This window comes from Pedobacter riviphilus (assembly GCF_014692875.1).
Taxonomy (GTDB): Bacteria; Bacteroidota; Bacteroidia; order Sphingobacteriales; family Sphingobacteriaceae; genus Pedobacter; species Pedobacter riviphilus.
This window is the reverse complement of record NZ_CP061171.1, coordinates 5,789,654-5,810,769: the sequence shown is the minus strand read 5'-3', so window position 1 is coordinate 5,810,769 and position 21,116 is coordinate 5,789,654. Positions and strand designations below refer to the sequence as shown.

General features: G+C 37.4%; 26 protein-coding genes. 7 read left to right on the top strand and 19 right to left on the bottom strand.

The genetic code is table 11. The features are described 5' to 3' along the window. Positions 1-17 precede the first annotated feature (17 nt). The 4 genes from H9N25_RS24150 to H9N25_RS24135 all read right to left on the bottom strand — a co-directional run bounded on the left by H9N25_RS24150 (position 18) and on the right by H9N25_RS24135 (position 2,981). The gene (locus H9N25_RS24150) at positions 18-692 is read right to left on the bottom strand and encodes a carotenoid biosynthesis protein (RefSeq protein ID WP_190327499.1); all 675 of its coding nucleotides are present in this window, start codon (positions 690-692) and stop codon (positions 18-20) included. Next, positions 662-1,759, bottom strand: a complete 1,098-nt coding sequence (locus H9N25_RS24145; protein WP_190327498.1) for a glycosyltransferase — start codon at positions 1,757-1,759, stop codon at positions 662-664. Before H9N25_RS24145 ends, H9N25_RS24150 begins: the two co-directional genes overlap by 31 nt. After that, positions 1,756-2,280 carry a 1-acyl-sn-glycerol-3-phosphate acyltransferase gene (locus H9N25_RS24140; RefSeq protein WP_223833513.1) on the bottom strand — a complete coding sequence of 175 codons (525 nt, stop codon included), beginning with the start codon at positions 2,278-2,280 and terminating at the stop codon, positions 1,756-1,758. Before H9N25_RS24140 ends, H9N25_RS24145 begins: the two co-directional genes overlap by 4 nt. Positions 2,281-2,474: 194 nt before the next feature. Beyond that, positions 2,475-2,981 carry a phosphoribosyltransferase family protein gene (locus H9N25_RS24135; protein WP_029275623.1) on the bottom strand — a complete coding sequence of 169 codons (507 nt, stop codon included), beginning with the start codon at positions 2,979-2,981 and terminating at the stop codon, positions 2,475-2,477. A 376-nt stretch (positions 2,982-3,357) separates the two neighbouring features. On the opposite strand from H9N25_RS24135, the gene H9N25_RS24130 reads away from it, so the two are divergent. Continuing rightward, positions 3,358-3,876 carry a head GIN domain-containing protein gene (locus tag H9N25_RS24130; RefSeq protein WP_190327496.1) on the top strand — a complete coding sequence of 173 codons (519 nt, stop codon included), beginning with the start codon at positions 3,358-3,360 and terminating at the stop codon, positions 3,874-3,876. A gap of 118 nt (positions 3,877-3,994) precedes the next feature. On the opposite strand, the gene H9N25_RS24125 is transcribed toward H9N25_RS24130, so the two are convergent. From H9N25_RS24125 to H9N25_RS24110, 4 genes are all read right to left on the bottom strand, one after another. After that, positions 3,995-4,408 carry a hypothetical protein gene (locus H9N25_RS24125; protein ID WP_167296571.1) on the bottom strand — a complete coding sequence of 138 codons (414 nt, stop codon included), beginning with the start codon at positions 4,406-4,408 and terminating at the stop codon, positions 3,995-3,997. A gap of 101 nt (positions 4,409-4,509) precedes the next feature. Further along, entirely contained in the window at positions 4,510-5,919 is a 1,410-nt protein-coding gene (rlmD, locus tag H9N25_RS24120; protein WP_167296570.1) for a 23S rRNA (uracil(1939)-C(5))-methyltransferase RlmD, read from the bottom strand. A gap of 167 nt (positions 5,920-6,086) precedes the next feature. After that, positions 6,087-6,197: a hypothetical protein gene (locus H9N25_RS24115; protein ID WP_025145553.1), complete on the bottom strand. Its 111-nt coding sequence runs from the start codon at positions 6,195-6,197 to the stop codon at positions 6,087-6,089. Between the two features lie 232 nt (positions 6,198-6,429). Continuing rightward, the gene (locus tag H9N25_RS24110; RefSeq protein WP_190327495.1) at positions 6,430-7,329 is read right to left on the bottom strand and encodes a DUF5694 domain-containing protein; all 900 of its coding nucleotides are present in this window, start codon (positions 7,327-7,329) and stop codon (positions 6,430-6,432) included. A gap of 383 nt (positions 7,330-7,712) precedes the next feature. Between H9N25_RS24110 and H9N25_RS24105 the strand changes: the two genes are divergently transcribed. From H9N25_RS24105 to crtD, 3 genes are all read left to right on the top strand, one after another. Continuing rightward, complete coding sequence (locus H9N25_RS24105) at positions 7,713-8,024, top strand: hypothetical protein (RefSeq protein ID WP_330221067.1); 312 nt, start codon at positions 7,713-7,715, stop codon at positions 8,022-8,024. Positions 8,025-8,215: 191 nt separating this feature from the next. Next, positions 8,216-9,919: a M28 family peptidase gene (locus H9N25_RS24100; RefSeq protein WP_190327494.1), complete on the top strand. Its 1,704-nt coding sequence runs from the start codon at positions 8,216-8,218 to the stop codon at positions 9,917-9,919. 4 nt (positions 9,920-9,923) lie between these two features. Then, complete coding sequence (gene crtD / locus H9N25_RS24095) at positions 9,924-11,402, top strand: 1-hydroxycarotenoid 3,4-desaturase CrtD (RefSeq protein WP_190327493.1); 1,479 nt, start codon at positions 9,924-9,926, stop codon at positions 11,400-11,402. 30 nt (positions 11,403-11,432) lie between these two features. On the opposite strand, the gene H9N25_RS24090 is transcribed toward crtD, so the two are convergent. From H9N25_RS24090 to H9N25_RS24070, 5 genes are read right to left on the bottom strand one after another with little or no spacing between them, the layout of a single operon-like run. Beyond that, positions 11,433-11,936 carry a shikimate kinase gene (locus tag H9N25_RS24090; protein WP_190327492.1) on the bottom strand — a complete coding sequence of 168 codons (504 nt, stop codon included), beginning with the start codon at positions 11,934-11,936 and terminating at the stop codon, positions 11,433-11,435. 20 nt (positions 11,937-11,956) lie between these two features. Then, positions 11,957-12,403, bottom strand: coding sequence for a DinB family protein (locus tag H9N25_RS24085; RefSeq protein ID WP_190327491.1), 447 nt, complete (start codon positions 12,401-12,403; stop codon positions 11,957-11,959). Positions 12,404-12,406: 3 nt separating this feature from the next. After that, positions 12,407-13,462: an ABC transporter permease gene (locus H9N25_RS24080; protein ID WP_190327490.1), complete on the bottom strand. Its 1,056-nt coding sequence runs from the start codon at positions 13,460-13,462 to the stop codon at positions 12,407-12,409. 2 nt (positions 13,463-13,464) lie between these two features. Then, positions 13,465-14,616 (bottom strand): BT_3928 family protein, encoded by a 1,152-nt coding sequence (locus H9N25_RS24075; protein WP_167296562.1) that lies wholly within the window; start codon positions 14,614-14,616, stop codon positions 13,465-13,467. A 37-nt stretch (positions 14,617-14,653) separates the two neighbouring features. Beyond that, complete coding sequence (locus tag H9N25_RS24070; protein ID WP_167296561.1) at positions 14,654-15,199, bottom strand: DUF1599 domain-containing protein; 546 nt, start codon at positions 15,197-15,199, stop codon at positions 14,654-14,656. A gap of 99 nt (positions 15,200-15,298) precedes the next feature. On the opposite strand from H9N25_RS24070, the gene folP reads away from it, so the two are divergent. From folP to cdaA, 3 genes are all read left to right on the top strand, one after another. Further along, positions 15,299-16,150 carry a dihydropteroate synthase gene (gene folP, locus H9N25_RS24065; RefSeq protein ID WP_190327489.1) on the top strand — a complete coding sequence of 284 codons (852 nt, stop codon included), beginning with the start codon at positions 15,299-15,301 and terminating at the stop codon, positions 16,148-16,150. Between the two features lie 137 nt (positions 16,151-16,287). Beyond that, positions 16,288-16,650: a four helix bundle protein gene (locus H9N25_RS24060; RefSeq protein ID WP_167296559.1), complete on the top strand. Its 363-nt coding sequence runs from the start codon at positions 16,288-16,290 to the stop codon at positions 16,648-16,650. 125 nt (positions 16,651-16,775) lie between these two features. After that, a complete protein-coding gene (cdaA, locus tag H9N25_RS24055; RefSeq protein WP_167296558.1) occupies positions 16,776-17,567 on the top strand; it encodes a diadenylate cyclase CdaA in 792 nt (263 codons plus the stop codon). A 156-nt stretch (positions 17,568-17,723) separates the two neighbouring features. Here the strand turns inward: cdaA and H9N25_RS24050 are convergent, their stop codons facing one another. The 6 genes from H9N25_RS24050 to H9N25_RS24025 all read right to left on the bottom strand — a co-directional run bounded on the left by H9N25_RS24050 (position 17,724) and on the right by H9N25_RS24025 (position 20,990). Next, complete coding sequence (locus tag H9N25_RS24050; protein ID WP_025145566.1) at positions 17,724-18,134, bottom strand: BrxA/BrxB family bacilliredoxin; 411 nt, start codon at positions 18,132-18,134, stop codon at positions 17,724-17,726. Between the two features lie 97 nt (positions 18,135-18,231). Continuing rightward, complete coding sequence (locus H9N25_RS24820) at positions 18,232-18,711, bottom strand: CCC motif membrane protein (RefSeq protein WP_211189426.1); 480 nt, start codon at positions 18,709-18,711, stop codon at positions 18,232-18,234. Between the two features lie 8 nt (positions 18,712-18,719). Next, entirely contained in the window at positions 18,720-19,040 is a 321-nt protein-coding gene (locus H9N25_RS24040) for a DUF2752 domain-containing protein (RefSeq protein WP_169502495.1), read from the bottom strand. Then, positions 19,021-19,455 carry a YkvA family protein gene (locus tag H9N25_RS24035; RefSeq protein WP_167296556.1) on the bottom strand — a complete coding sequence of 145 codons (435 nt, stop codon included), beginning with the start codon at positions 19,453-19,455 and terminating at the stop codon, positions 19,021-19,023. Before H9N25_RS24035 ends, H9N25_RS24040 begins: the two co-directional genes overlap by 20 nt. 17 nt (positions 19,456-19,472) lie before the next feature. Then, positions 19,473-20,360 carry a YARHG domain-containing protein gene (locus H9N25_RS24030; protein ID WP_190327488.1) on the bottom strand — a complete coding sequence of 296 codons (888 nt, stop codon included), beginning with the start codon at positions 20,358-20,360 and terminating at the stop codon, positions 19,473-19,475. Between the two features lie 3 nt (positions 20,361-20,363). Beyond that, a complete protein-coding gene (locus H9N25_RS24025; protein ID WP_223833511.1) occupies positions 20,364-20,990 on the bottom strand; it encodes a DUF2306 domain-containing protein in 627 nt (208 codons plus the stop codon). Between the last annotated feature and the right edge of the window lie 126 nt (positions 20,991-21,116).

Sequence of the window (21,116 nt, the reverse complement as noted above, 5' to 3'; positions counted from 1 at the left end):
TAAACAACCTCACAAAATTAAGCAAAAATATTTGTTCCAGCTGTCATGTATAAGACAACAAAAAAGATTAGCTGTGAGGCAAACATTGCAACCCCAATATATTTCTGTTGCTTTAAGCCTAAAGCATAGTAAAACTTTAACAAAATTACCGAAACAATAAACCAGGCTACGTAATTCTGAACAGGAATTTCATGCCAGTCCCACTGCCAATAATTAAATTTCATGGCTACTGGCTCCAAAAAGAAATCGAACCCTACCAGTATAAAAGCACCAAAAACCGAAGCCAAAATACTATGCCTGATTTTCATACTTTTCATCATTTGCCCCACACTGAAAATAAGAATTACCCAATTTACACCCATTAATAATGGAACCGCAGCTACTTTATATCCCAATGTATCGCCATAATAATAACTACCAAATATCTTTCCGGTATGCACACCCAATACCTCGACTAAAAAACCACAGAGAAATACACCGGAAACCAGCAACAATAAACGTTTAACATCTGCATTGTACGAAAAAACAATTACGGCAAACATCAACAACAAATGAAAGGGAACTAGTTTGATAAAATAAGGCTGAATGGCTGGAATTAAGAAGCCAAGCAAGCCAACCACATGAAAAACGACAATTATTGCAACCGCAAGCCTTTTAATCTTTAAATCGTTTTGATCGTTCTGCCCTTCCATGTGCTCGTTTTAAAAATATGTTTTATTATAGAAATGAATGAAATAATTAAGAAGAACAACATCTGTAAAGGATGTAAAATCAGATTTATCAAAACATTTTGCCCCGATAAATAAGAGATCATCATTCTGCTTAATATGATTAAAGTTAATGGTAATACAAGTAAAGCAATATTAAAGTTTAAGATTAAAATTACTGGTCCTATGGTTACCAAAAGCTGGTAAAATAATAATATTATGATGTTATTACCAAAACCTGCCAATAAATTTTTACTGAAACCATTTAAGCTTTCGCCTAAATTCTTGTACATCCTGCAATAGATCAATCCGTTGGCTAAAAGGGCTTCGGCATTAAATTTTTCTTGTTTTACCAACTTCATAATCTCCACATCTTCTACAACCTGGTTTTTAACCCGTTCATGCCAATGGTTTTCTTTGTAATTATTGGCATTAAAAAACATACATTGCCCACTTGCCGCTGCAAATGCCGGATTTTTTGAAAGCCTGACCAAACGCAAAGGCAATAAATTTAATAGGATAAAATGCATTAATGGAACAGTTAACCGCTCGCCTATCGATTTTATAGTTTGGTTGGTAAAAACACTTAACAAAGCCAGACCTCCAATTTCCATCCGATTGATCAGGCTATTAATCAATCCTCTTTTTACTGATTCGTCCGCGTCGATAAACAAAAGATATTTCCCTGTAGCCAATTCGCTAAGCTGGTGGCATGCATAGTTTTTTCCAAGCCAATTGCTTGGGAGTTCTTTTCCTTTTACCACTTTGAACTGTGGGTTGTTAAGGCAAAAATTTTCTACCACCTCGAATGTATGATCATCACTGTTATCGTCTAAAACAATAACCTCATAATTGGTGTAATCCTGATTTTGTATCGAAACGAGCAATTCCAAAATATCCGCTGCTTCATTTCGCGCAGGAATTAAGATTGAAACCTTATCATGATAGTGCTTAACCACTCTCGGCAACTTTGGATTGGAAAGGAAATTGAATACAGTAACCGAAAACCGGATGACCAGAAAAATTAAAATGGCGTAAATAAAAATTGTCATTCAATAAGCTGATTTTGTTTAACAACCGATTGATCGTAATGTTTATTGTAGGCACTTTTTAGCAATTGCAAACTCACATACTCCTCATTCTCCCAATGCTGTAGATAAGTATAGGCCGTTGGTTTTCTTTTCGCAAAATAATCGATAAAGGTAGCAGCAAAAATAATATTGATTTTTTTCTGACTGGCATTAATTATCTGCATCACTCCTTTTTCGAAGCTGATATTTTTTAGATGGTTCGAATACAATTTACCCTGGGGGAATACAAGCACCAAATTTTGGGGGTTATCTAACAGTTTTCCTGCATAATTAAGGGTTTCTAAAACATCTTTACCTTTATTTTCGGCAGCAAAAGCACCAAGATACTTCAAGAAACCTACTTTATTATAATTTTCTGCATTTACCAAAACATGAAATTGTTTTTTAAATACTTTTTTATTGATGTAAAAGAGAAAAAAACCATCCCACCAGCTGAAATGATTGGCTAAAATCAATACCGAAGCATCGGATTTAACCTCCAATTGATCATAATTAAATGCCGAAAAGTCTTTTTTGATGATAAATTGGATGTACCAAGAGAAAAAACTGAAGACCAAATTATTTTTTCTGGGCGGATACATTTGGGGAAATTGCAAAAAAATGAGCTGAATTGCAAATATCCTTTTATTTACAATGGTTACAATACTCGTTTGTTACAAACGATGCCAACTCTTGCTTAACTCAAATAAACCCGATCTTCTTCACCTTCTACATCCATTACTACATCTACATGTTCTTTTAAGATGGTAGCGAGTTCAAGACCAACAAAATCGGTGGCAATAGGAAAAATTTTATGGCTTCGATCAACCAAAACTACCGTACGGATTTTTTTATGTGGGGTATTTAAAAAAACACCTAAACCGTAAGCAAGCGTTTTACCACTGTTCAATACATCATCAACAATAATAATCACCTTGTTTTTCCAATGGCTTTCATCAAGATCTGTTGAAGCAACCAATTTGCTGCTTTCCTTTTGGAGGTCGATACGCAATAAAGTAAGTTTAAAGCCAGAAATTTTTTTAAGCACTTTTTCCAACCTTAGCGCTAATTTGTAACCACGGTCCCAAATACCAGCGAGCACCACTTCTTTCTCATTCAGGTTATCTTCCAAAATCTGATAAGCGATACGATCTATTTTCTGCTGAATTTGTTTCTTGTTAAGAATAAGTAATTGCGATGCCATTATATAAAAAGGATTGAATACAAAAAGAACGATTTTAAGAATGAAATTCAAACTATTTGAAAAATAATTTCGATTGTTTGCAACGTTTTCGCCAGAGATGCGTCTAATCTATAACCAAAACACAAAATCGAAGCCCTTGTTGCACAATATAGCGTAATGATAGCTTCAGAATCATTTAACGAAAAAACAACTATGAAAATCCTTATCAAATCATCCGCCATTTTATTTATCGTGGTAACCAGCTATATGGCTAAAGCACAGGAAACTAAAAGTTTCACGGTTAAAAACTTCAATAGCATTGGGTAAGCAGTGGAATTGACTTATACTTAACCCAAGGGGGAGTGAAAGTGTGAGTATAAAATCGGATTCTGAAACATTGAAAGATATCATTGTTGAGCAAAGTGGCAGCAATGTTACCATAAAATTTAAAGACGGTATCAACTGGAGCGGCATGTTTAAAAACCGTACCATTAAAGCTTATGTAAGTTTTAAAACCCTAAATGCACTTGCAGCATCAGGAGGTTCGGATGTTTTTACGCAAAACCAGATCAAGACAGATAAGCTTGCCATTCGCTCTTCTGGTGGATCGGACTTAAAACTTACCATTGTTTGCAACGATTTATCGATTCAATCAAGCGGGGGCAGCGACCTCGATTTAAAAGGGAAAGCAGAAAATATGACCATCCAATCTAGCGGTGGTAGCGATATCGATGCTTATGGATTAATTACAGATTATGCAAAGGTACAGGCTTCTGGAGGCTCTGATGTAAGTCTTTATGTAAATAAAGGTTTAGAGGCGAGTGCAAGTGGTGGTGGTGATGTAAGTTACAAAGGGAATGCTTCACTCAAGAAAACATCAAGCTCAAAAAGCGGAGATGTGCACCACGTAAATTAAAGTTTAGTTTAGTTAATAATACGCGCTGCTTTGTGGATGCAAAGCGGCGTTTTTTATAGAAGGATTTCACAGATTTAGGAACTTGGCTAAAGCTAAGAAACCCTAAACCCTACCCTTTCTATCCTCTTCCCTTTTTGTAGGGATAATAAATAAAGTTGGCACCTTCTGGAACAATTACAAACACGCACATAAAATCTTCTGGTTTTTTATAAACTTTTAAGAACGGCTCTTTTTTCTCCTTACTAATAATTCCTTTTTCTACAAACTCTTCCAATGTAGAGGCCTGTATTGTCCAATCGGTGTTAAGCTCTTCTTTATTTAAGATAAGTTCGCCAATGTTTACTTCATGTTGGTGTGCAATAAAAATTGGATGGGCAGAAATGCCTTCAACCATAATCTCAATTGCAACTTCTTTAATTGCATCAGCATAGAACTCCAGGTCTTTTTCTAAACTTACCAGCGGACTTTCCTGCTTTTTTTTTGGTGTTCCGTTCTCTTCGGGCGTTGCGCCTAATAATTCTTCTCTATCCATACCTTAACTAATAATTGAATTTTGAATGAGTGAATAGTTGAATGTTAAAGGCAAATTGCCCCCATTCTGTCATTCAATCTTTCTCTCATTCAATCATTTTATTACTTTAACCTTAACAATACTACATTTTCTACATGCTGCGTGTGTGGAAACATATCTACAGGTTTAATGCGTACCACATCGTATTTCTCTTTCAATAACTCTAAATCTCTTGCCTGTGTGGCTGCGTTACAGCTTACATAAACAATTTTTTCAGACTCCATTTCCAGTAATCTTTGTACTACATCTGCATGCATACCGGCACGTGGCGGATCTGTAATCACTACATCTGGTTTACCATGGGCCAGAATAAATTCTGAAGTGAGAATATCTTTCATATCACCAGCATAGAAAATCGTATTATCGATTCCATTCAGTTCAGAATTGAATTTAGCATCTTCAATAGCAGTTGGCACATATTCTACCCCTACTACCCGCTTCACATTTTTGGCAATAAAATTTGCAATAGTTCCTGCTCCGGTATATAAATCATAAACCAGCTCATCACCTTTAAATCCTGCAAAATCCCTGGTGATTTTATATAATTCGAAAGCTTGCTCAGAGTTGGTCTGATAAAAAGATTTCACCCCAATTTTAAAACGGATGCCATCCATTTCTTCGAAAATATGATCGCGACCAGAGAAAACCACCACATCCTGATCGAAAATAGTATCGTTTTTCTTTTGGTTAACAATATACAACAAAGCGGTAATCTGCGGAAACTCATTTTTAAGAAAACCCATCAAACCATCAACTTGTGCCTGTTCTGGATAAGCAAAAACCACCGCAACCATCACCTCTCCTGTGCTAGAAGTACGGATAATGAGGTTACGCAAAACACCTTCATGGTTGCGCAGGTCGTAAAACGACAGGTTATTTTCTAAAGCATATTTACGGACAGCGTTTCTGATTGAATTAGATGGCTCATCCTGTAGATAACAATGCTCGATATCTAAAATTTTATCGAAACGTAAGGGTACGTGAAAACCCAGTGCGTTCATATCAAAATCTTCATCGCGTTCTACATCAGTTTTTTCTAGCCAGCGTTTGTTCGAAAAAGTAAATTCTAATTTATTACGGTAATATCTGTTTTTTTCTGAGCCTAAAATCGGTTCGGTTCCCGAGGTATCTATTTTACCTAAACGCTGTAAAGCCGCCTCAACATTTTTCTGTTTAAACTTTAATTGAGCATCGTAACCCATGTGCTGCCACTTGCAACCGCCACAAGTTCCAAAATGAGGGCAAAAAGGATCAGTGCGCAGTGCTGATTTTTCATGAAGCTGATCGATGATTGCTTCAGCAAAATTCTTTTTCTTTTTGGTCAACCGAACATCCACTACATCACCAGGAACGGCTTTATCAACAAAAATGACCAATTCGTCAGCCTTGCCAACACCTTTTCCTTCTTCAGCAATATCGATTATATGTACATTTGGAACAATAGTTACCGTACCAGGTTTTCTTCTACTCATTATTTTGCAAAGATAAGGCTAAAAGCTGAAAGAGGAAAGACCAAAGGCTAATGACCCGAGTTGAGACCTAAAGTTGGAATGAATATAAATAGTTTGTCAGAAAGATTAGGCAATATTTTTCCGCTCAGCTGATAACAACTGATTCAGCATATTTTTGATATTAAAAACTATTTTCCAAAAAATTTAAATGCTGCACCCCAGAAACCATCCAGCCAGTTAAATTTTAGGTCAAATTTTTCATCTACCTGTACAGAAAATTCAAGTATTTCTTTGCTCATGATAAAAAACCTATCTATTTAAGCAATAATACAAAATTCAGACCAAAAACCAAAACGGTATAGTTTAAATTTTTGTTAATTTTACATGAGATGGTTAAATCTCTCTGTTGATATCATTACCTCTACCACGTTGTGCTATTTTTTTGCTAATAAGATCGGAGGATTTACAAAAAAAACTACATTTTACCCACCTGAGCTAGATTTAACAATCTTTTTGCCCTGAAAATGACGGTCAATTTAGGTACTTCATAACGTCGACGACCTTATATTCTGGACTTGCGGTAAAAATTTGATTGAGCAGGTACATATGGGTGGCACCATAAATCACAAGTATGCGTTCGTGTTTTCCATTGGTAATGCGTTGTACATTTGAATATATCCTAACATTCCTATTGAAATAACGCGTGATAAACCCATCGGCTCCTATAGGATGTGGGTTATCTCCTTTTTTTGTCGTGATGAGCCACATTCCAATGCTCGAAGCCCTTTTCTGAGGTGCATTTAAATATTGCAAATATTCGTTTAGCGGCAAACGAAACTTAAGGGTATCTTGAAAACGTTTTTCAGAATCATATTTTTTCTGCCAATAAGCATAGGATGTATCCCTCTGGCTGCTGAATTTTTCAAAGGTCAAAACCGAGTCCTGAGGGCTTAGCTTAAAACGGAAGGGCTGCGCATCTATGGGGTAAATTTTTTCATGGCCGAGCATCTTTGCAAGCCTAAAACCCAATTGGAATGTCTCATCTGCAGTATCAATACCTTTCCCCGCTAATTTATGCCCTAGTTTATATTCAGAATAAAGAGAATCGTAATATTTTTCTCTGGTAGGCGACACCTCGATGGCAATTTTGGTTGGCCTAAACGCTGATACCCTTGTTACAAGCCGTTGGATCTCATGCTGTCTTTCATCACTAAGCATATTTATCCTCAGGTTTTCAGGAGTGGTATTCTCATCAACCTTTTCGCCAGCAAAATGAAACGTACCCAAGAGCAAAACTTCGGCCACAGGCTTATTTCTTTCCAAGATTTCATCCAATCGCTTAACAGCTTTTTTAGTTGCTGCTGATTGAGCAAAAAGTTGCGGTGCAGAAAGTAAGAAAAGAATGAGAATGGTAGGTTTAAGCAATATCATAAACATTATTGATCTGCCATAAGAGACACCTTAAATCTTCATTAGTTGCTCGTAACCAGATATATAATTTTAACGTTTTTACCGTTTCAGAAGAAAAGCATCAGTTTTGCTCTCCACTCGTTTACAGAATTTACCCAAAACCCTTTCACTCCCTCCAAGGCGTCTTGTTTCGGTATTTTTTACTCCATAAATTATCAAGGCAGCACCCTTGAATATTTTTTGCCAACGATAACCTTCAATGGATATCAATACAACGTTTTTTGTTTTCGTTTGAGCCTGTGATCGCCTGAACGCAAAAAAATGATTTCAGTTCCTTATTATTTGATAAATAAATATAATTTCCGTAACTTAAGGTATCATTCACATAAAAATGGAGGTTCATTATGAACGTTATCCGTAAAATTGAACATTGGGGAGATGTTCATCACTCAAAATGGCTAGATTATCTTCGGATTGTACTCGGCCTGATCATTTTTGGAAAAGGTGTTTCTTTTGTTAGCGACACTTCGGTTCTTCAGAATATGATTACTCAAAACAACGTATTTGGTTTTTCGGGCATGCTCATCAGTGTCGCCATTCATGTTGTAGCATTTGCGCATTTGGTTGGGGTGTGTTTTAATTACTTTAGGTTTGGTTACCCGCTTTGCCGTGGTCATTCAGATTCCAATCTTATTGTTTGCTGTGTTTTTTGTTAACCTTACACCGGGTTTCTCCACACCCAATTCAGAATTGTGGTTTTCGGTATTGGTACTGTTTCTACTCATCATGTTTTGGGTAGTAGGCTCAGGCCCATTATCGGTTGATGAAGGATTGAAAAACAAAACTGGCAAACGGTACGCCTAACAACATTAAATATTCTTAGTATCTTTCGTTTTTACTAACGATCATGAAAACGAAGATACTTTTTGCACTGCTTTTTGCGGGATTGGGATGTTACGCACAAAATTCGACAGGTGAATATTTCAGGCTCACGCGCGCGGGCTTTGTCGAAAAAAATGCTTACCAGACCACTGCTTTTGTAGAAAAATACTTTCGCGTACCCGGTAACAAAGGCTTTAATGCCAGTATCCATTATGTAGAAAATATTCTTAAAAAGGCTGGTTTTATAGAACAGAAGCAGAATGAGTTTGAAGCCCCTTTAACTTATCGCATCGAAAAAAGAGCGATGAAAAACAACACTTGGGAACCCGTTGATGCTAATATTGATATTGTTGGAGAAACAAAACCACTCATTTCTTTTAAAACCAACCGCAACATGATCCCCATCAACTGCGGCTCAACTCCTGCAGATGGCGTTACGGCCAATGTGGTTTATATCGAAAAAATAGTTCCAACGGAAATAGAAAAGATGGATTTAAAAGGGAAAATTCTGTTTTCGGAAAATAATCCATCACGTTTACTTCAAATAGCGACCAAAGCCGGAGCGATTGGTGTTTTAGGCTATTCCATGCCAAAATATACCCAGCCAGAAATCCATCAAACTTCCATCCAGTTCGGCAGCATGAAAGCCAATAGCGAAGTATGGACATTGTTGCTATCGTATGCAGCGAAAGAAAAATTAAAAGCCGCTTGTCTAAAAGGTGAAGCCAAATTGAAAGTGAATATTCAGACTAAAATTTATCCTTCAGAAGAATTAACCATTATTGCAAATGTTAAAGGAAGTATAAATCCTGATGAACGTTTTGTATTTAGTGCGCATGTTCAAGAGCCTGGCGCAAATGATAATGCCAGTGGCGTTGGCACATTAGCAGAAATGGCAAGATTAACAGCAGCATTATATCAGGCAAAAAAGATAAATCCGAAGCGTACACTCACTTTTTTATGGGGCGACGAAATTGTATCCACAAGAAGATACATTACCGAAGATACCACCCGGGCCAAAGGCATTATGTGGGGAATGAGTTTAGATATGGTTGGCGAAGACACTAAAAAAACCGGTGGTTCATTTCTGATTGAGAAAATGCCCGATCCATCGGCCATTTGGACAAGGGGTACTGATAAACATACCGAATGGGGTGCAGGGGATGTTAGTGAAAAAGATCTTTTCCCACATTATTTTAATGATTTTACTTTCGATATCTGTAAGGCACAAGGCAAATTTGCGAACTGGACGGTTAACTATAATCCTTTTGAAGGTGGTAGCGACCATACACCATTCTTGCAAAATAAAATTCCGGGACTACTGATGTGGCACTTTACCGATGTGTTCTACCATACCGATAATGACAGGATTGATAAAGTTTCGCCAACCGAAATGAAAAATGTTGGGATAAGTGGTTTAACGGCTGCTTATACTTTAATTTCTGCAGACGAAAACACAGCTGCGGCTACTGTTTCGCAAGTTAAAGCAGATGCTTTGAAGCGCTTAAAAACCGAATTTGAGTTGAGCAAAAAAGCAATTGCGAATGGAAAAGCAGCAAACGATGAAAAGCATATTATCGAGGTTTGGTGCAAATGGTATGTTGATGCGCTGGCAACCATTAATAAAATGCCAGTAAAAGCAGAAACCACCAGAGTTGGTTCGGCCATTAAGTTTGCTACCAACGAGATCGAAAAACAAACCAAAGTGTATTTAGCGGAATTGAAGTAGATTAATGCCTAAACCAAAAGCCATAATTATCGGTGCCGGAATTGCGGGAATTGCATGTGCCATTCGCCTCGCGGTAAAAGGTTATGATGTTGATGTTTTTGAAGCTAATTCAAAACCTGGGGGTAAGCTAGGGGAAATAAAAATGAATGGTTTTAGGTTTGATGCCGGCCCAAGCCTCTTTACTATGCCGCAATATGTGGACGAACTTTTTAAACTGGCAGGCAAAAATCCTGAAGATTATTTTGGATATCTAAAACTAAAAGAAATTTGTCGTTATTTCTACGAGGATGGCCTAAGGCTAAATGCAAGCGCAGATCTGGATGAATTTGCTAAGGAAATAGAAGAAAAAACCAATACAACCGCAACGGAAGTTCAGCGATATTTAAAAAAAAGCGAAACAATCTATGAAGTTACCCATCGGGTATTTTTAGAAAGAAGTCTGCATAAAATTAAAAGCTACCTACATTGGGATACCTTAAAATCTATATTCCGTTTTGGCCAGATTGATGCTTTTAGAACGCAGGCAAAGGCTAACCAATCATTTTTTAAAGACGAAAGGATAACACAGCTTTTTAACCGTTATGCCACCTATAACGGATCTGATCCCTATCAGGCACCGGCCACATTGAATGTAATTCCACATTTCGAGTATCATTTTGGCGCTTTTCTTCCCAAAGAAGGAATGTATGGCATTGTTAGGGCTTTGATCAAATTGGCTGAAGAATTAGGTATAAGGCTTCACTACAATCAAAAGGTGGAAGAAATTATATATTCTAATAATCCTAAACCCGAAGTAAAAGGTGTAAAAGTTAACGACAAAACCTACAAAGCGGATGCAGTGATCTCTAATCTTGATATCTGGTTTACGTATAAAAACCTACTTAAAGGCATTGCTGAACCTAAGAAATTATTAAATCAGGAACGTAGCAGTTCAGCGTTGATTTTTTACTGGGGTATGGATGGCAGTTATAGTGACTTAGGCCTGCACAATATTTTCTTTACTGAAGATTATCAAAAGGAATTTAATGCCATTTGGAAAGATAAAACCATTAGCAACGACCCAACAGTGTACATTAACATCAGCAGTAAGCATATCAGGGGTGATGCACCTATTGACAATGAAAACTGGTTTGTAATGATAAACGTTCCTGCCAACAATGGCCAAAATTGGGATCAATTGATTAAGGTAGCGAAAGCGAATATTATTAAAAAGGTGAGCCGAATTTTAAACAGAAATATTGAAAAAGATATTATCTGTGAGCAGATTTTAGACCCAAGAAGCATCGAAAGCAAAACCGGTTCTTATCAAGGTTCTCTGTATGGTAACAGTTCTAACAATCAGTTTTCTGCGTTTTTACGACACTCTAATTTCAGCTCAAAAGTTAAAAATTTATATTTCTGTGGAGGTAGTGTCCATCCAGGCGGAGGAATTCCCCTCGCATTGTTATCGGCGAAGATAATTGATGATGGGTTTAGGGTTTAAGAGAAATCTTATCTAAAGCAGATTGTTTTATTAACGATTCTTCTGAATCGCTTCCGCTAACTTCTCCCCATCCAGATCAAATGCATCTACAATGATCTTTGCCTGGGTGTAAAAAGGATCGCGTTCTTCGAGTTTCTCTTTAATAAACAATAAAAGCTGTTCATCATCTAAATCTTTAATCAACGGGCGCTTTTGGCGATTATGTAAACGTGAAACCAAAGCAGCAGGCTCCATTTGCAGGTAAACCGTTTCTCCATGCGCATTCATCCATTCCATATTATCAAAAAAACATGGCAATCCACCTCCGGTAGCCACCACACAGGTTTCAGGATAATCGTATGTTTTAAGCATTTCGCTTTCGTAATTCCTAAAACCACTTTCTCCATATTCAGCAAAGTATTCGGCAATGGTTTTACCGGTTTTCGAAACAATTTCGGCGTCAAGATCTATCACAGGGCATTCTAAACGGTGTGCCAATTGCTTTGCTTTGGTGCTTTTGCCGCAGCCCATATATCCGATAAGGAAAATTTTCATCTGAAGTTCTTATAGTCGACCTATAATAAATGGTCGCGTTTTAACATAATATAATCGGTTACAGGTGGTGTAAAACCTGCTTTTTTAAATAAAGTTACAACCTGTCCGCGATGATAAGTAGAATGATTAAATAAATGAAATAAAATCTCATCTATCCGGTTTTCATATTGATCGCCGCTCGAATTACTATATAAAATACGTTTATCTAAAGGATGATGATTCAATGCCTCCCTGAGTAGTTTAAAATTATCCGAAGAAAGGCTTTCAAAATCTTCTTTTGGGTGAATATCCCAAACGCCGTAGAGTGGTTTTTTGCCCGAAATCCGTTGCGCCCAAATGTGCTGTGCATTAAGCACATGACTAAATAAGCGTTCCGCATCTGGCAATTCAATTGTTGCCTGTTTAAATATTTCGACAATCCGGCCATCAGCAAGCTCGGTATAATTGATGATTTCTTCTTCTTGCATCGTTTAACTTAATTTAACCCTGGGATCGACATAAGCATATAAAATATCAACCAGAATGTTGATGACTACAAACACGAAAGCGATAAAAAGAATAGATCCCATTACGACCGGAAAATCGGACATTTCTAAGGCCGTTACTGTTGTCCTTCCTAAGCCATTATAGCCAAAAATATACTCTACAAAAAAAGAACCAGCCAGCAACGAGGCGAACCACCCTGAAATGGCTGTAATTACCGGATTCATGGCATTCTTTAAAGCGTGTTTATAAATTATAGTATTTCTACTTAAGCCTTTAGCTCTGGCAGTCCTGATATAATCCTGTGCCAAAACATCCAGCATTGCACTTCTGGTTAACTGTACAATAATAGCCAAAGGCCTTAAGCCAAGGGTAATCATCGGCAACCACAGGTTTCTTAAAGTTAATACTTCACCATTAAAGGGATCGTAAGAATATAAGCTGCCGCTCATTTTTAGGCCTGTATAGTTGCTCAACACAAAACCAAACAGCCAGGCAATAATAATCCCAGCAAAAAAGGAAGGTGCAGATATGCCCAGAATGGCAAATGCATTAGCCGATTTATCGATCCACGAATCTTTATAAACTGCTGAAAGCACACCCAAAAAGACACCAATTATTGTGGCAAAAATCATTGCTGTTAAAGCCAGGATAAAAGTATTCGGTACTGTTTCCGAAAGTATAGCAGTTACATCGCGTTTGGTCTGGTAAGAACTACGGAGATAAGGCCATTTAATCACCAGTGCCTTTTTATCCAAAGTCAGCAGTTTTGCATAATGATATTTCTGTTGATTGGTGCTATCATTATCCAGAATACTAATTGGCGATAAATCGTTAATGTATAAAACAAACTGAACAGGTTTGGATCGGTCTAAACCAAATTCTTTACGAACGGCTTCGAGCGATTGTACATCGGCTCTTTGTCCCATCGTCATCCGTGCAGGGTCGCCAGGCAAAATATTAAACAGCACAAAAACAACCAATATTACGCCGCCCATTACCAGCAGCCCATACATCAGTTTTTTTAGTGCGTATCCGATCATATTTATTTATCGAAATATTTTCGGCTGAGTTGGTCGAAGGTGGGAACGTTATGAAAATGCCATTTATTGATCACGACTCCGTTCTTCATCAATAAAACACCAGGATTTGCCCTTACCATACTTTTTAAAGGTACGGCATCGGCATAAAAAACCTCCGAAAACAGGTTGTTCTTTTTGATAAAGGCCTGTGCATCCTGAGCCGAATTGGAAGTAAGCAATACCGTACGGATATTAAACTGCTGTGTAGCGTTTAAGGCCAAGGCGTTTAGTTTACCAATAGCGGCTTCATTGGTTGAGTGAAGATCGTAAGCCACAAAAATTAAATTGTAGTATGGATTTTCGATCAGTTCTTTGGTATAATCAGTGCCCGAAGCATCAGTAATGTTCAGGTCTTTGATTTTAGGCTCAAAGCCTTTTTTAACGAGTCTTTTAGCCGGTTCACCTATAATTTCCCAATTGTTATCTTTCCAGATCTCTGTTTTAAGATAGGCTTTATCGCTCATATCTTTCTCTTCATTGGTTTTCTTGTTCTTGAGGTGATACATGATCTCAAATTCATCTGGTTTTTCTCCAGGAGGAATCACCATTAATGATGGAAGATGTGCACCAACCTTATAAGGCAGAAAATCGATAATCGGCAAAACATTGTAAGTATACAAGCCAAAACCTAATGAAACAGCCGTTACGGCAATAGCAATATTTCTTTGAATAGTTTCTTTTTTGAATAAAGGCTGGATCAGGTTCTTGTTTAAGAAAATAACAATGATCAGCGCCAACAGGATCAGGTCTTTACTGAACGATTGCCAAGGGGTAAGTGGAATGGCATCGCCAAAACAGCCACAACTGGTCACTACTTTGAACGCTGCAGATATGAATGTTAGCAAGGTAAAAAAGATAATGAGAAGCAATAAACCCCAGGCTACTTTTTTACTCCAGAAACCCAATAGCAATAAGGCGCCGAGAACAATTTCTAAAGTACAAAGTAAAATGGCAATACCAGTGGCCATCCCACTCAGGAAATTCATGTGAAAAACTTCAAAATATTCCTGTAGTTTATAGCCAAAGCCAAGTGGATCGTTCGCTTTAATTAGTCCTGAAAATATGAATAAAGCACCGACAAAAATCCTGGAGAATCTTAAAAGTATGTTTCGCATCTGTATGTATCTAATTTTTTAAAGGCTATTACGCTATTTATTTAACACCGAGTTTAATCAGCGCGAAAACCGAATAGTTCAGCATATCCTGATAATTCGCATTAACACCTTCTGAAGCCAGGGTTTGTCCTTCGTTATCTTCTATCTGTTTAACCCTAAAAATTTTCATCAAAATCAAGTCTGTTAATGAGCTAATGCGCATATCGCGCCAAGCCTCACCATAATCGTGATTTTTGGCAAACATTAAATCTTTGGTTTCAGTTACCTTTTCTTCAAACCTTTTTTCAACTTCGGCATAAGGCATTTCATTCGGGTCATTTTCAGTCAATTCGAGCTGCATCATGGCGATAATACAATAGTTTACAATTCCGATGTATTCAGATATTACACCCTCTCCCACCTTGCTCACTTTTTTTTCCTCCAAAGTACGGATGCGCTGCGCTTTAATAAAAATCTGATCAGTGATCGAACTTGGCCTCAATATCCGCCATGCAGTGCCATAATCTTTAGTCTTTTTTAAAAATAATGATCTGCAAACTGCAATCACTTCATCAAATTCGGTAGAGGTATTTGTTTGTGCCAAAGCCAATAATTATTTAGTTTTTAGTGTATTTTTGTCCTGAAAAAACAAAAGCTAAAGATACATTTTTAAAGCGAAACCCAAATCCCGAAAGGGTTTATTATGGCAGAAAAAAACTTTTTTGAGCCCAGACAAAGCTTAAACATTAAAGGTAAGCTTATCGATTTAAGCAGCCCAAAAGTAATGGGTATTTTAAATATCACCCCCGATTCTTTTTACAGTAATAGCCGCACAAAATCGATTGACGAAGCTTTAACCAAAGCAGCCCAATTTCTAGATGAGGGTGCTACATTTATTGATATCGGCGGATACTCATCAAGGCCTGGCGCCAAAGATATTTCTACCAATGAAGAGGTTGACCGCTTGGTACCTGTGGTAGAAAGTTTAGTAAAAACATTTCCGGAAGCAGTTATTTCTATCGATACTTTCAGGGCGAAAGTTGCTCAGGAAACCATTTCTGCCGGAGCGCATATCATTAACGATATTGCCGCTGGCGACATGGATGAACAGATGTTCGAGACAGTAGCCAAGCTGCAGGTACCCTACATCATTATGCACATGCAAGGTACGCCTCAAAATATGCAGCAAAATCCAGTTTATAACAATGTACTGCTAGAAGTAATTGATTATCTGGCGAAAAAAGTTGCCGCCCTTAAAGCCCTGCACGTCCATGATGTAATTATCGACCCTGGTTTTGGCTTCGGAAAAACGATCGAGCATAATTACGGACTACTTAAACAGCTGGAGGCTTTTAAAATTTTCAAACTTCCTATTTTAGTGGGTTTCTCGCGTAAAGGAATGATTTATAAAACGCTTGGTACTACAGCAGCAGAAGCGCTGAACGGAACCACGGTACTTAATACTATTGCGCTGCAGAAAGGTGCCAGTATTTTGAGGGTACATGATGTTAAGGAAGCGGTGGAGTGTGTGAAGTTAGTTGGGATGTTGGGCTAGGCGGATATGTGGTTAATCGGTTAACTGTTTGAATTGGTTAATCGTACAAATAACAAATTGCCTACGTCTGGTAACTTCAATAATTTGTTAAATTGCAATTGCGCTTCTGTCCTTGATATAATCTAAACTTAATTGTGATGCATATTTACTCATTTGAAAAATTAGAGACCTGGCAAAAAGCCAGGTTGCTCAGAAAAGACATTTATAATTTGACCAGGAAATTCCCAAAGGAGGAGGTATTTGGTTTAACAAGTCAGATCAAAAGATCTGCAAGCAGTATTGGAGATTGCTTAGCAGAAGGTTCAGCGAGAATTACGCCTAAGGATAAGGCACATTTTATAACAATGTCTTATTCAAGTGCAATCGAAACCATCAACCATGTTATTGGTGCATATGACCTTGAATATATCAATGAAGAAGAATATATTTCATTTCGACTAAAACTTGATGAATTAACCAACAAATTAAATGCTTTGCGCAAATCGATATTAAAAAATTAGGTTCTCTCCACCAGCCCTACAATTAACCATTTAAACAGTTTAAACAGTTAACCGCTTTTCAACCCATTTAAACAGTTAACCTATCTTGCTTGTAAACTGAAAACCGTTTTACTATCTTGCCAATAATGAAAGGATTAGATTTTGATTTTGTAAAATTCACCATTACCGATGTGGTTGACATTGTGCTTGTGGCACTTTTAATCTATTACGTTTATACCTTAATCCGCAATACCTTAGCTGTTAACTTGCTGGTTGGAATGCTTATTATCGCAATATTCTATCGTATTGTTGATGCTTTGCACATGAAGCTACTTACAGCCATCATCGAGAAATTTATGAGTGTGGGGATTATTGCTTTGATTGTGATCTTCCACCCAGAGATCAGGCGTTTCCTTTTACTGATCGGAAAAAATGCTTTTTTACAAAAGAATAAAGCCTGGTGGGGATATTTATTTGGCCGAAAAGAGATTGAAAGAAATAATTTAGCCCGTATAAAACCAATTATCGACGCCTGTAAAAGCATGAAGAAAACGCGTACGGGAGCATTAATGGTATTTGTTAAATTTTACGATGAGCAGTTTTTTGCCAATAGCTGTGAGCTTGTTGACTCCAAAATATCGAAGCGCTTGTTGGAAAGTATCTTTCAGAAAAACAGTCCGCTGCATGATGGTGCTGTAGTTATTTCTGAAAACAAAATTAAAAGTGCCAGTTGTATTTTGCCTTTAACGGATAACGACCAGTTACCTTCACAGTTTGGTTTAAGGCACCGCGCGGGTATTGGTGTTTCTGAAACAACTGATGCTGTTGCGGTAATTATCTCAGAAGAAACTGGAGAAATATCTTATGCCAAACAAGGCAGGGTAAGAATGAATGTTTCTTTCGGAGAACTAGAGAAATTGCTCAATAAGGATTTTTAGTAATCACACGTGACGATTAAGTAGAAGATAACTAAGTAAAACCCAATCATCTTCACAAGCCCCATAAACGCAAAATGGTGAATGTTTCCATCCACCATTTCATATAACTTAGATACCTTCTTATCGGTGTAATCCAATAATCTATGTAATCAATTTTTAGCAGTATTGCTCAAAAGCACCGATCAGGTTATCAGCGATCATTTGTGCTGGTCTGCCTTCAATCTGGTGACGCTCGATCATGTGAACCAATTTACCATCTTTAAATAAAGCCATTGCCGGAGAAGATGGAGGAAAAGGCATCATGTAATTTCTTGCCTGATCTACTGCTTCTTTTTCCATTCCTGCAAAAACAGTAACCAATTTATCAGGGTGTTTTTCGTGTGCTGCTGCTGCTCTAGCCGCTGGTCGTGCATTTGCTGCCGCACAACCACAAACCGAGTTTACTACTACCAACACAGTTCCTTCGCCTTTAATAGCTTGATCTACGTCTGCTGCGTTTTTTAATTCTTGAAAACCAACGTTGGTTAATTCCTTACGCATTGGTTCTACTAAATATTCTGGATACATTATCTTAGTTTTTTATTTACAATATCAATGCTACAAAAATAAGAAAATCGAATGGCATGCACCATCCGATTTATATTTTTAAGGTAAAATTAATTATCTATTTCATGCCTTTGATAAAGTTATCAAACATCTGAGGATTAGCGATTGCTCCAGCGATGACTAATATAACCATTACGATAAATAATGCACTTAAAATGGTTGCAATCATTCCACAGATCTTGCCTGCTTTTGCATTTTTATATGATGATTCTGTATATAAACTCGGATTGAACCGATATTTTTTCATATCACCAGCACCTAATATCCAAGCAATTACGCCAAATATCAATCCAAATATGCCGTAAAAACAGCACGCGGGTATAGCCAAAATACCCAACACAAGAGAAGCTGTAGCATTTGGTAAGTTCTGCTGACCAAAGCCTCCTCCTCCAAACTGGCCAAATGGCGGCGGTTGTTGAAAGGGTGGCGGGGTTACTGGCCCATTACCCAAGGGCTGAAATGGCGCAGGTTCTGGTTTTGGATCGTTTGAAAGATCAATCGGTTTATTTTCCTGAGGAGTTTCCTGTTCTTCTGACATAGCTGTATTTAGATCAATTGGTGAGTGTATATTTTGTAAATGTAATTGATTAAAATAATTACTGCAACTCCTGCAAAAACGATTTTGATGAGCTGCGCCCCAAACTTAAAATCGACTTTGAGGTGAACAATGGTAAATACTATGACAAAAATGAGTGGAATTGTTGCAGGATAAAACTTAAATGATGCAATTAAGTCGCCCCGAAATAAAGCCAGTACCGAACGCTGAAAGCCACAGCCTGGGCAATCGAATCCAAAATGGGCTCTAAACGGGCAGGTAAAAAGATGCTCGCCTATCCAATCTAGAAAACTATGTTGCGGTTGAGCCATCTATATCACCAATAAATTTTCCCTGGGTATCTTTCCAGGCTTTATATTTCTCCAGGTCTTTAATCACTTGTCTGTACACCAGGTTTAGGATATAAATATCATCAATAAAGCCCAGAACCGGCACAAAATCCGGAATTACATCAATAGGAGATAAAAAGTAAATCAGTCCTCCTAAAATAGCAATGATTGATCTTTTAGGAATTTCGGTATAATCGCCGTTCACATAATCTTTAGATACAGCGAACAGCAATACCAGCTTGGCCCAAACCCCTTCTAAATCGCCTTTATTGGTTACCGCCTTACCAAGCGCATCTTTAATCGTATTACTGGCTTTGGTTTTATCACTTAAGATCACCGAAGCTTTGCTTTGCGATTTTTTGAAGAAACCCAATATTTTTTCCCTGTTCAATTTCATAGTTAATCCTTTACAAATTAACGGCCAAAAGCATCATAATTGTCTTCCGCGTATTTAGTAAAACGGTCTAATAACTTGATATTTTTATTTTCTATCGATGTTAAATCATTATCAACGTTGTTTTTAACAGGAACATACCATTCTACAGGATCGAAAAAATTTCTAAAAGTTTGTTTTTTAAAAGCATAACCATGTCTGGCGAAAATGGTATTTTTAATAATCTGCAGATCTAGTTTTCTTAAATTTTTTACATCTTCTTCTTTGAGCATAGTGGTTGAAGCATTTAATTTAAAAATCTGATCGGAAGCACTTCTGTAAAAAGCATTTGCCTCTAGGGTATCTATTTTTCCGTCTTCAGCAGTATCCACTCTTTTTATCATTTTATGATCGCTCCAGTCTACATAACTGCTTTCGCTTGGCAACATTAAGTTAGCATTGTAAGTAAATGCCTTTTTAACGAGTTTAAACTGCCTTTCGGGCCATTTCAATTCGGTTTTATAGGCGTTCCATTTGCCGATTAGGGTATCGCCAACTAGAGTGATTTCAAACTTCCCATCGTACTTATCGCTGCCAGGTTCATCTAACACAAAAGTGATTTTCCCACCATCGTCAGATAGTTTACCCAATAATGGGCGGCTGTTTCCCGAAACCACACTTTGTGCAATCACCGTATCTTTGGTTATCTTTTTTATGTTGATATTCAGTTTTTTGACAGCATCAGACATATCTCCTTCGTATTCCGACTCATCTATTGTGTAAAAATCGCCAACCCAAAAGCCATAGAGTTCCTTGTGGATTTCCGGTTGAGCTACCTCAACAGCCTTTTTTTGTTCATTTGTTTTTTTAGTATCCCTACAAGAGAGCATCAAAAATGGGAACAGCGCTAATAATAAGATCCTTTTCATCAATTAAATTATTTTCCGTTTAATGAGCCATTCGGCAATTAATAAATTGGGTATCCAGCCTAACCAAGCTATAATCTGGTAAACATCCATTGGTGCCGGATGAAATAAATATACTAAAATAACTTTCCACAACCTTAAGGTGATGGCTGAAGTTGCCAAAGCAAAACTGCGGTACATAAACTTTTTATGGTCAGAGATCTTCCGTTTCAAAATAAGAAGAACCGCCTTTAAGGTAAACCAGAACCATAAAACACCTAAAATAACAAATGAGGTTTTAGCTATTAAACCGCCATTTGCAAACCAGCCGATAAAAACGCCAGATGGTGCGGCAAGTAACAACACAAAGCCTGCATACAAGTAGCCCAGCCATTTATGTACTTTGGGATATTTAGCTAAAATTTTAGGATTAAACTGCGTAAAACCAGCCAGCAGCACAAATATGGCACTATAGACATGAATGTAAAATATGGGAAGATAAGCTTTGATCCCTGAAACTTCGGTCTGTTTAATCTGCAGAAAAGACACTTCACTATTTAGTGGGATATACCGTAAAGTAATCTGCACCATTAATATAAAGAAATAGGCAAAAAACAGTAGCCAGGCCACACGTTTATAGCTAAAGCTTTTCATCTATTTTGTTAAACAGTAATAACTCATGATCCTAAGCGTAAATAAGATGAGGATGTTTTTCATTATTGAGCAGCGTTATCAAATATACTAAAGTCACATTGAGCTTTGTTGATTGCCTTTATAAGG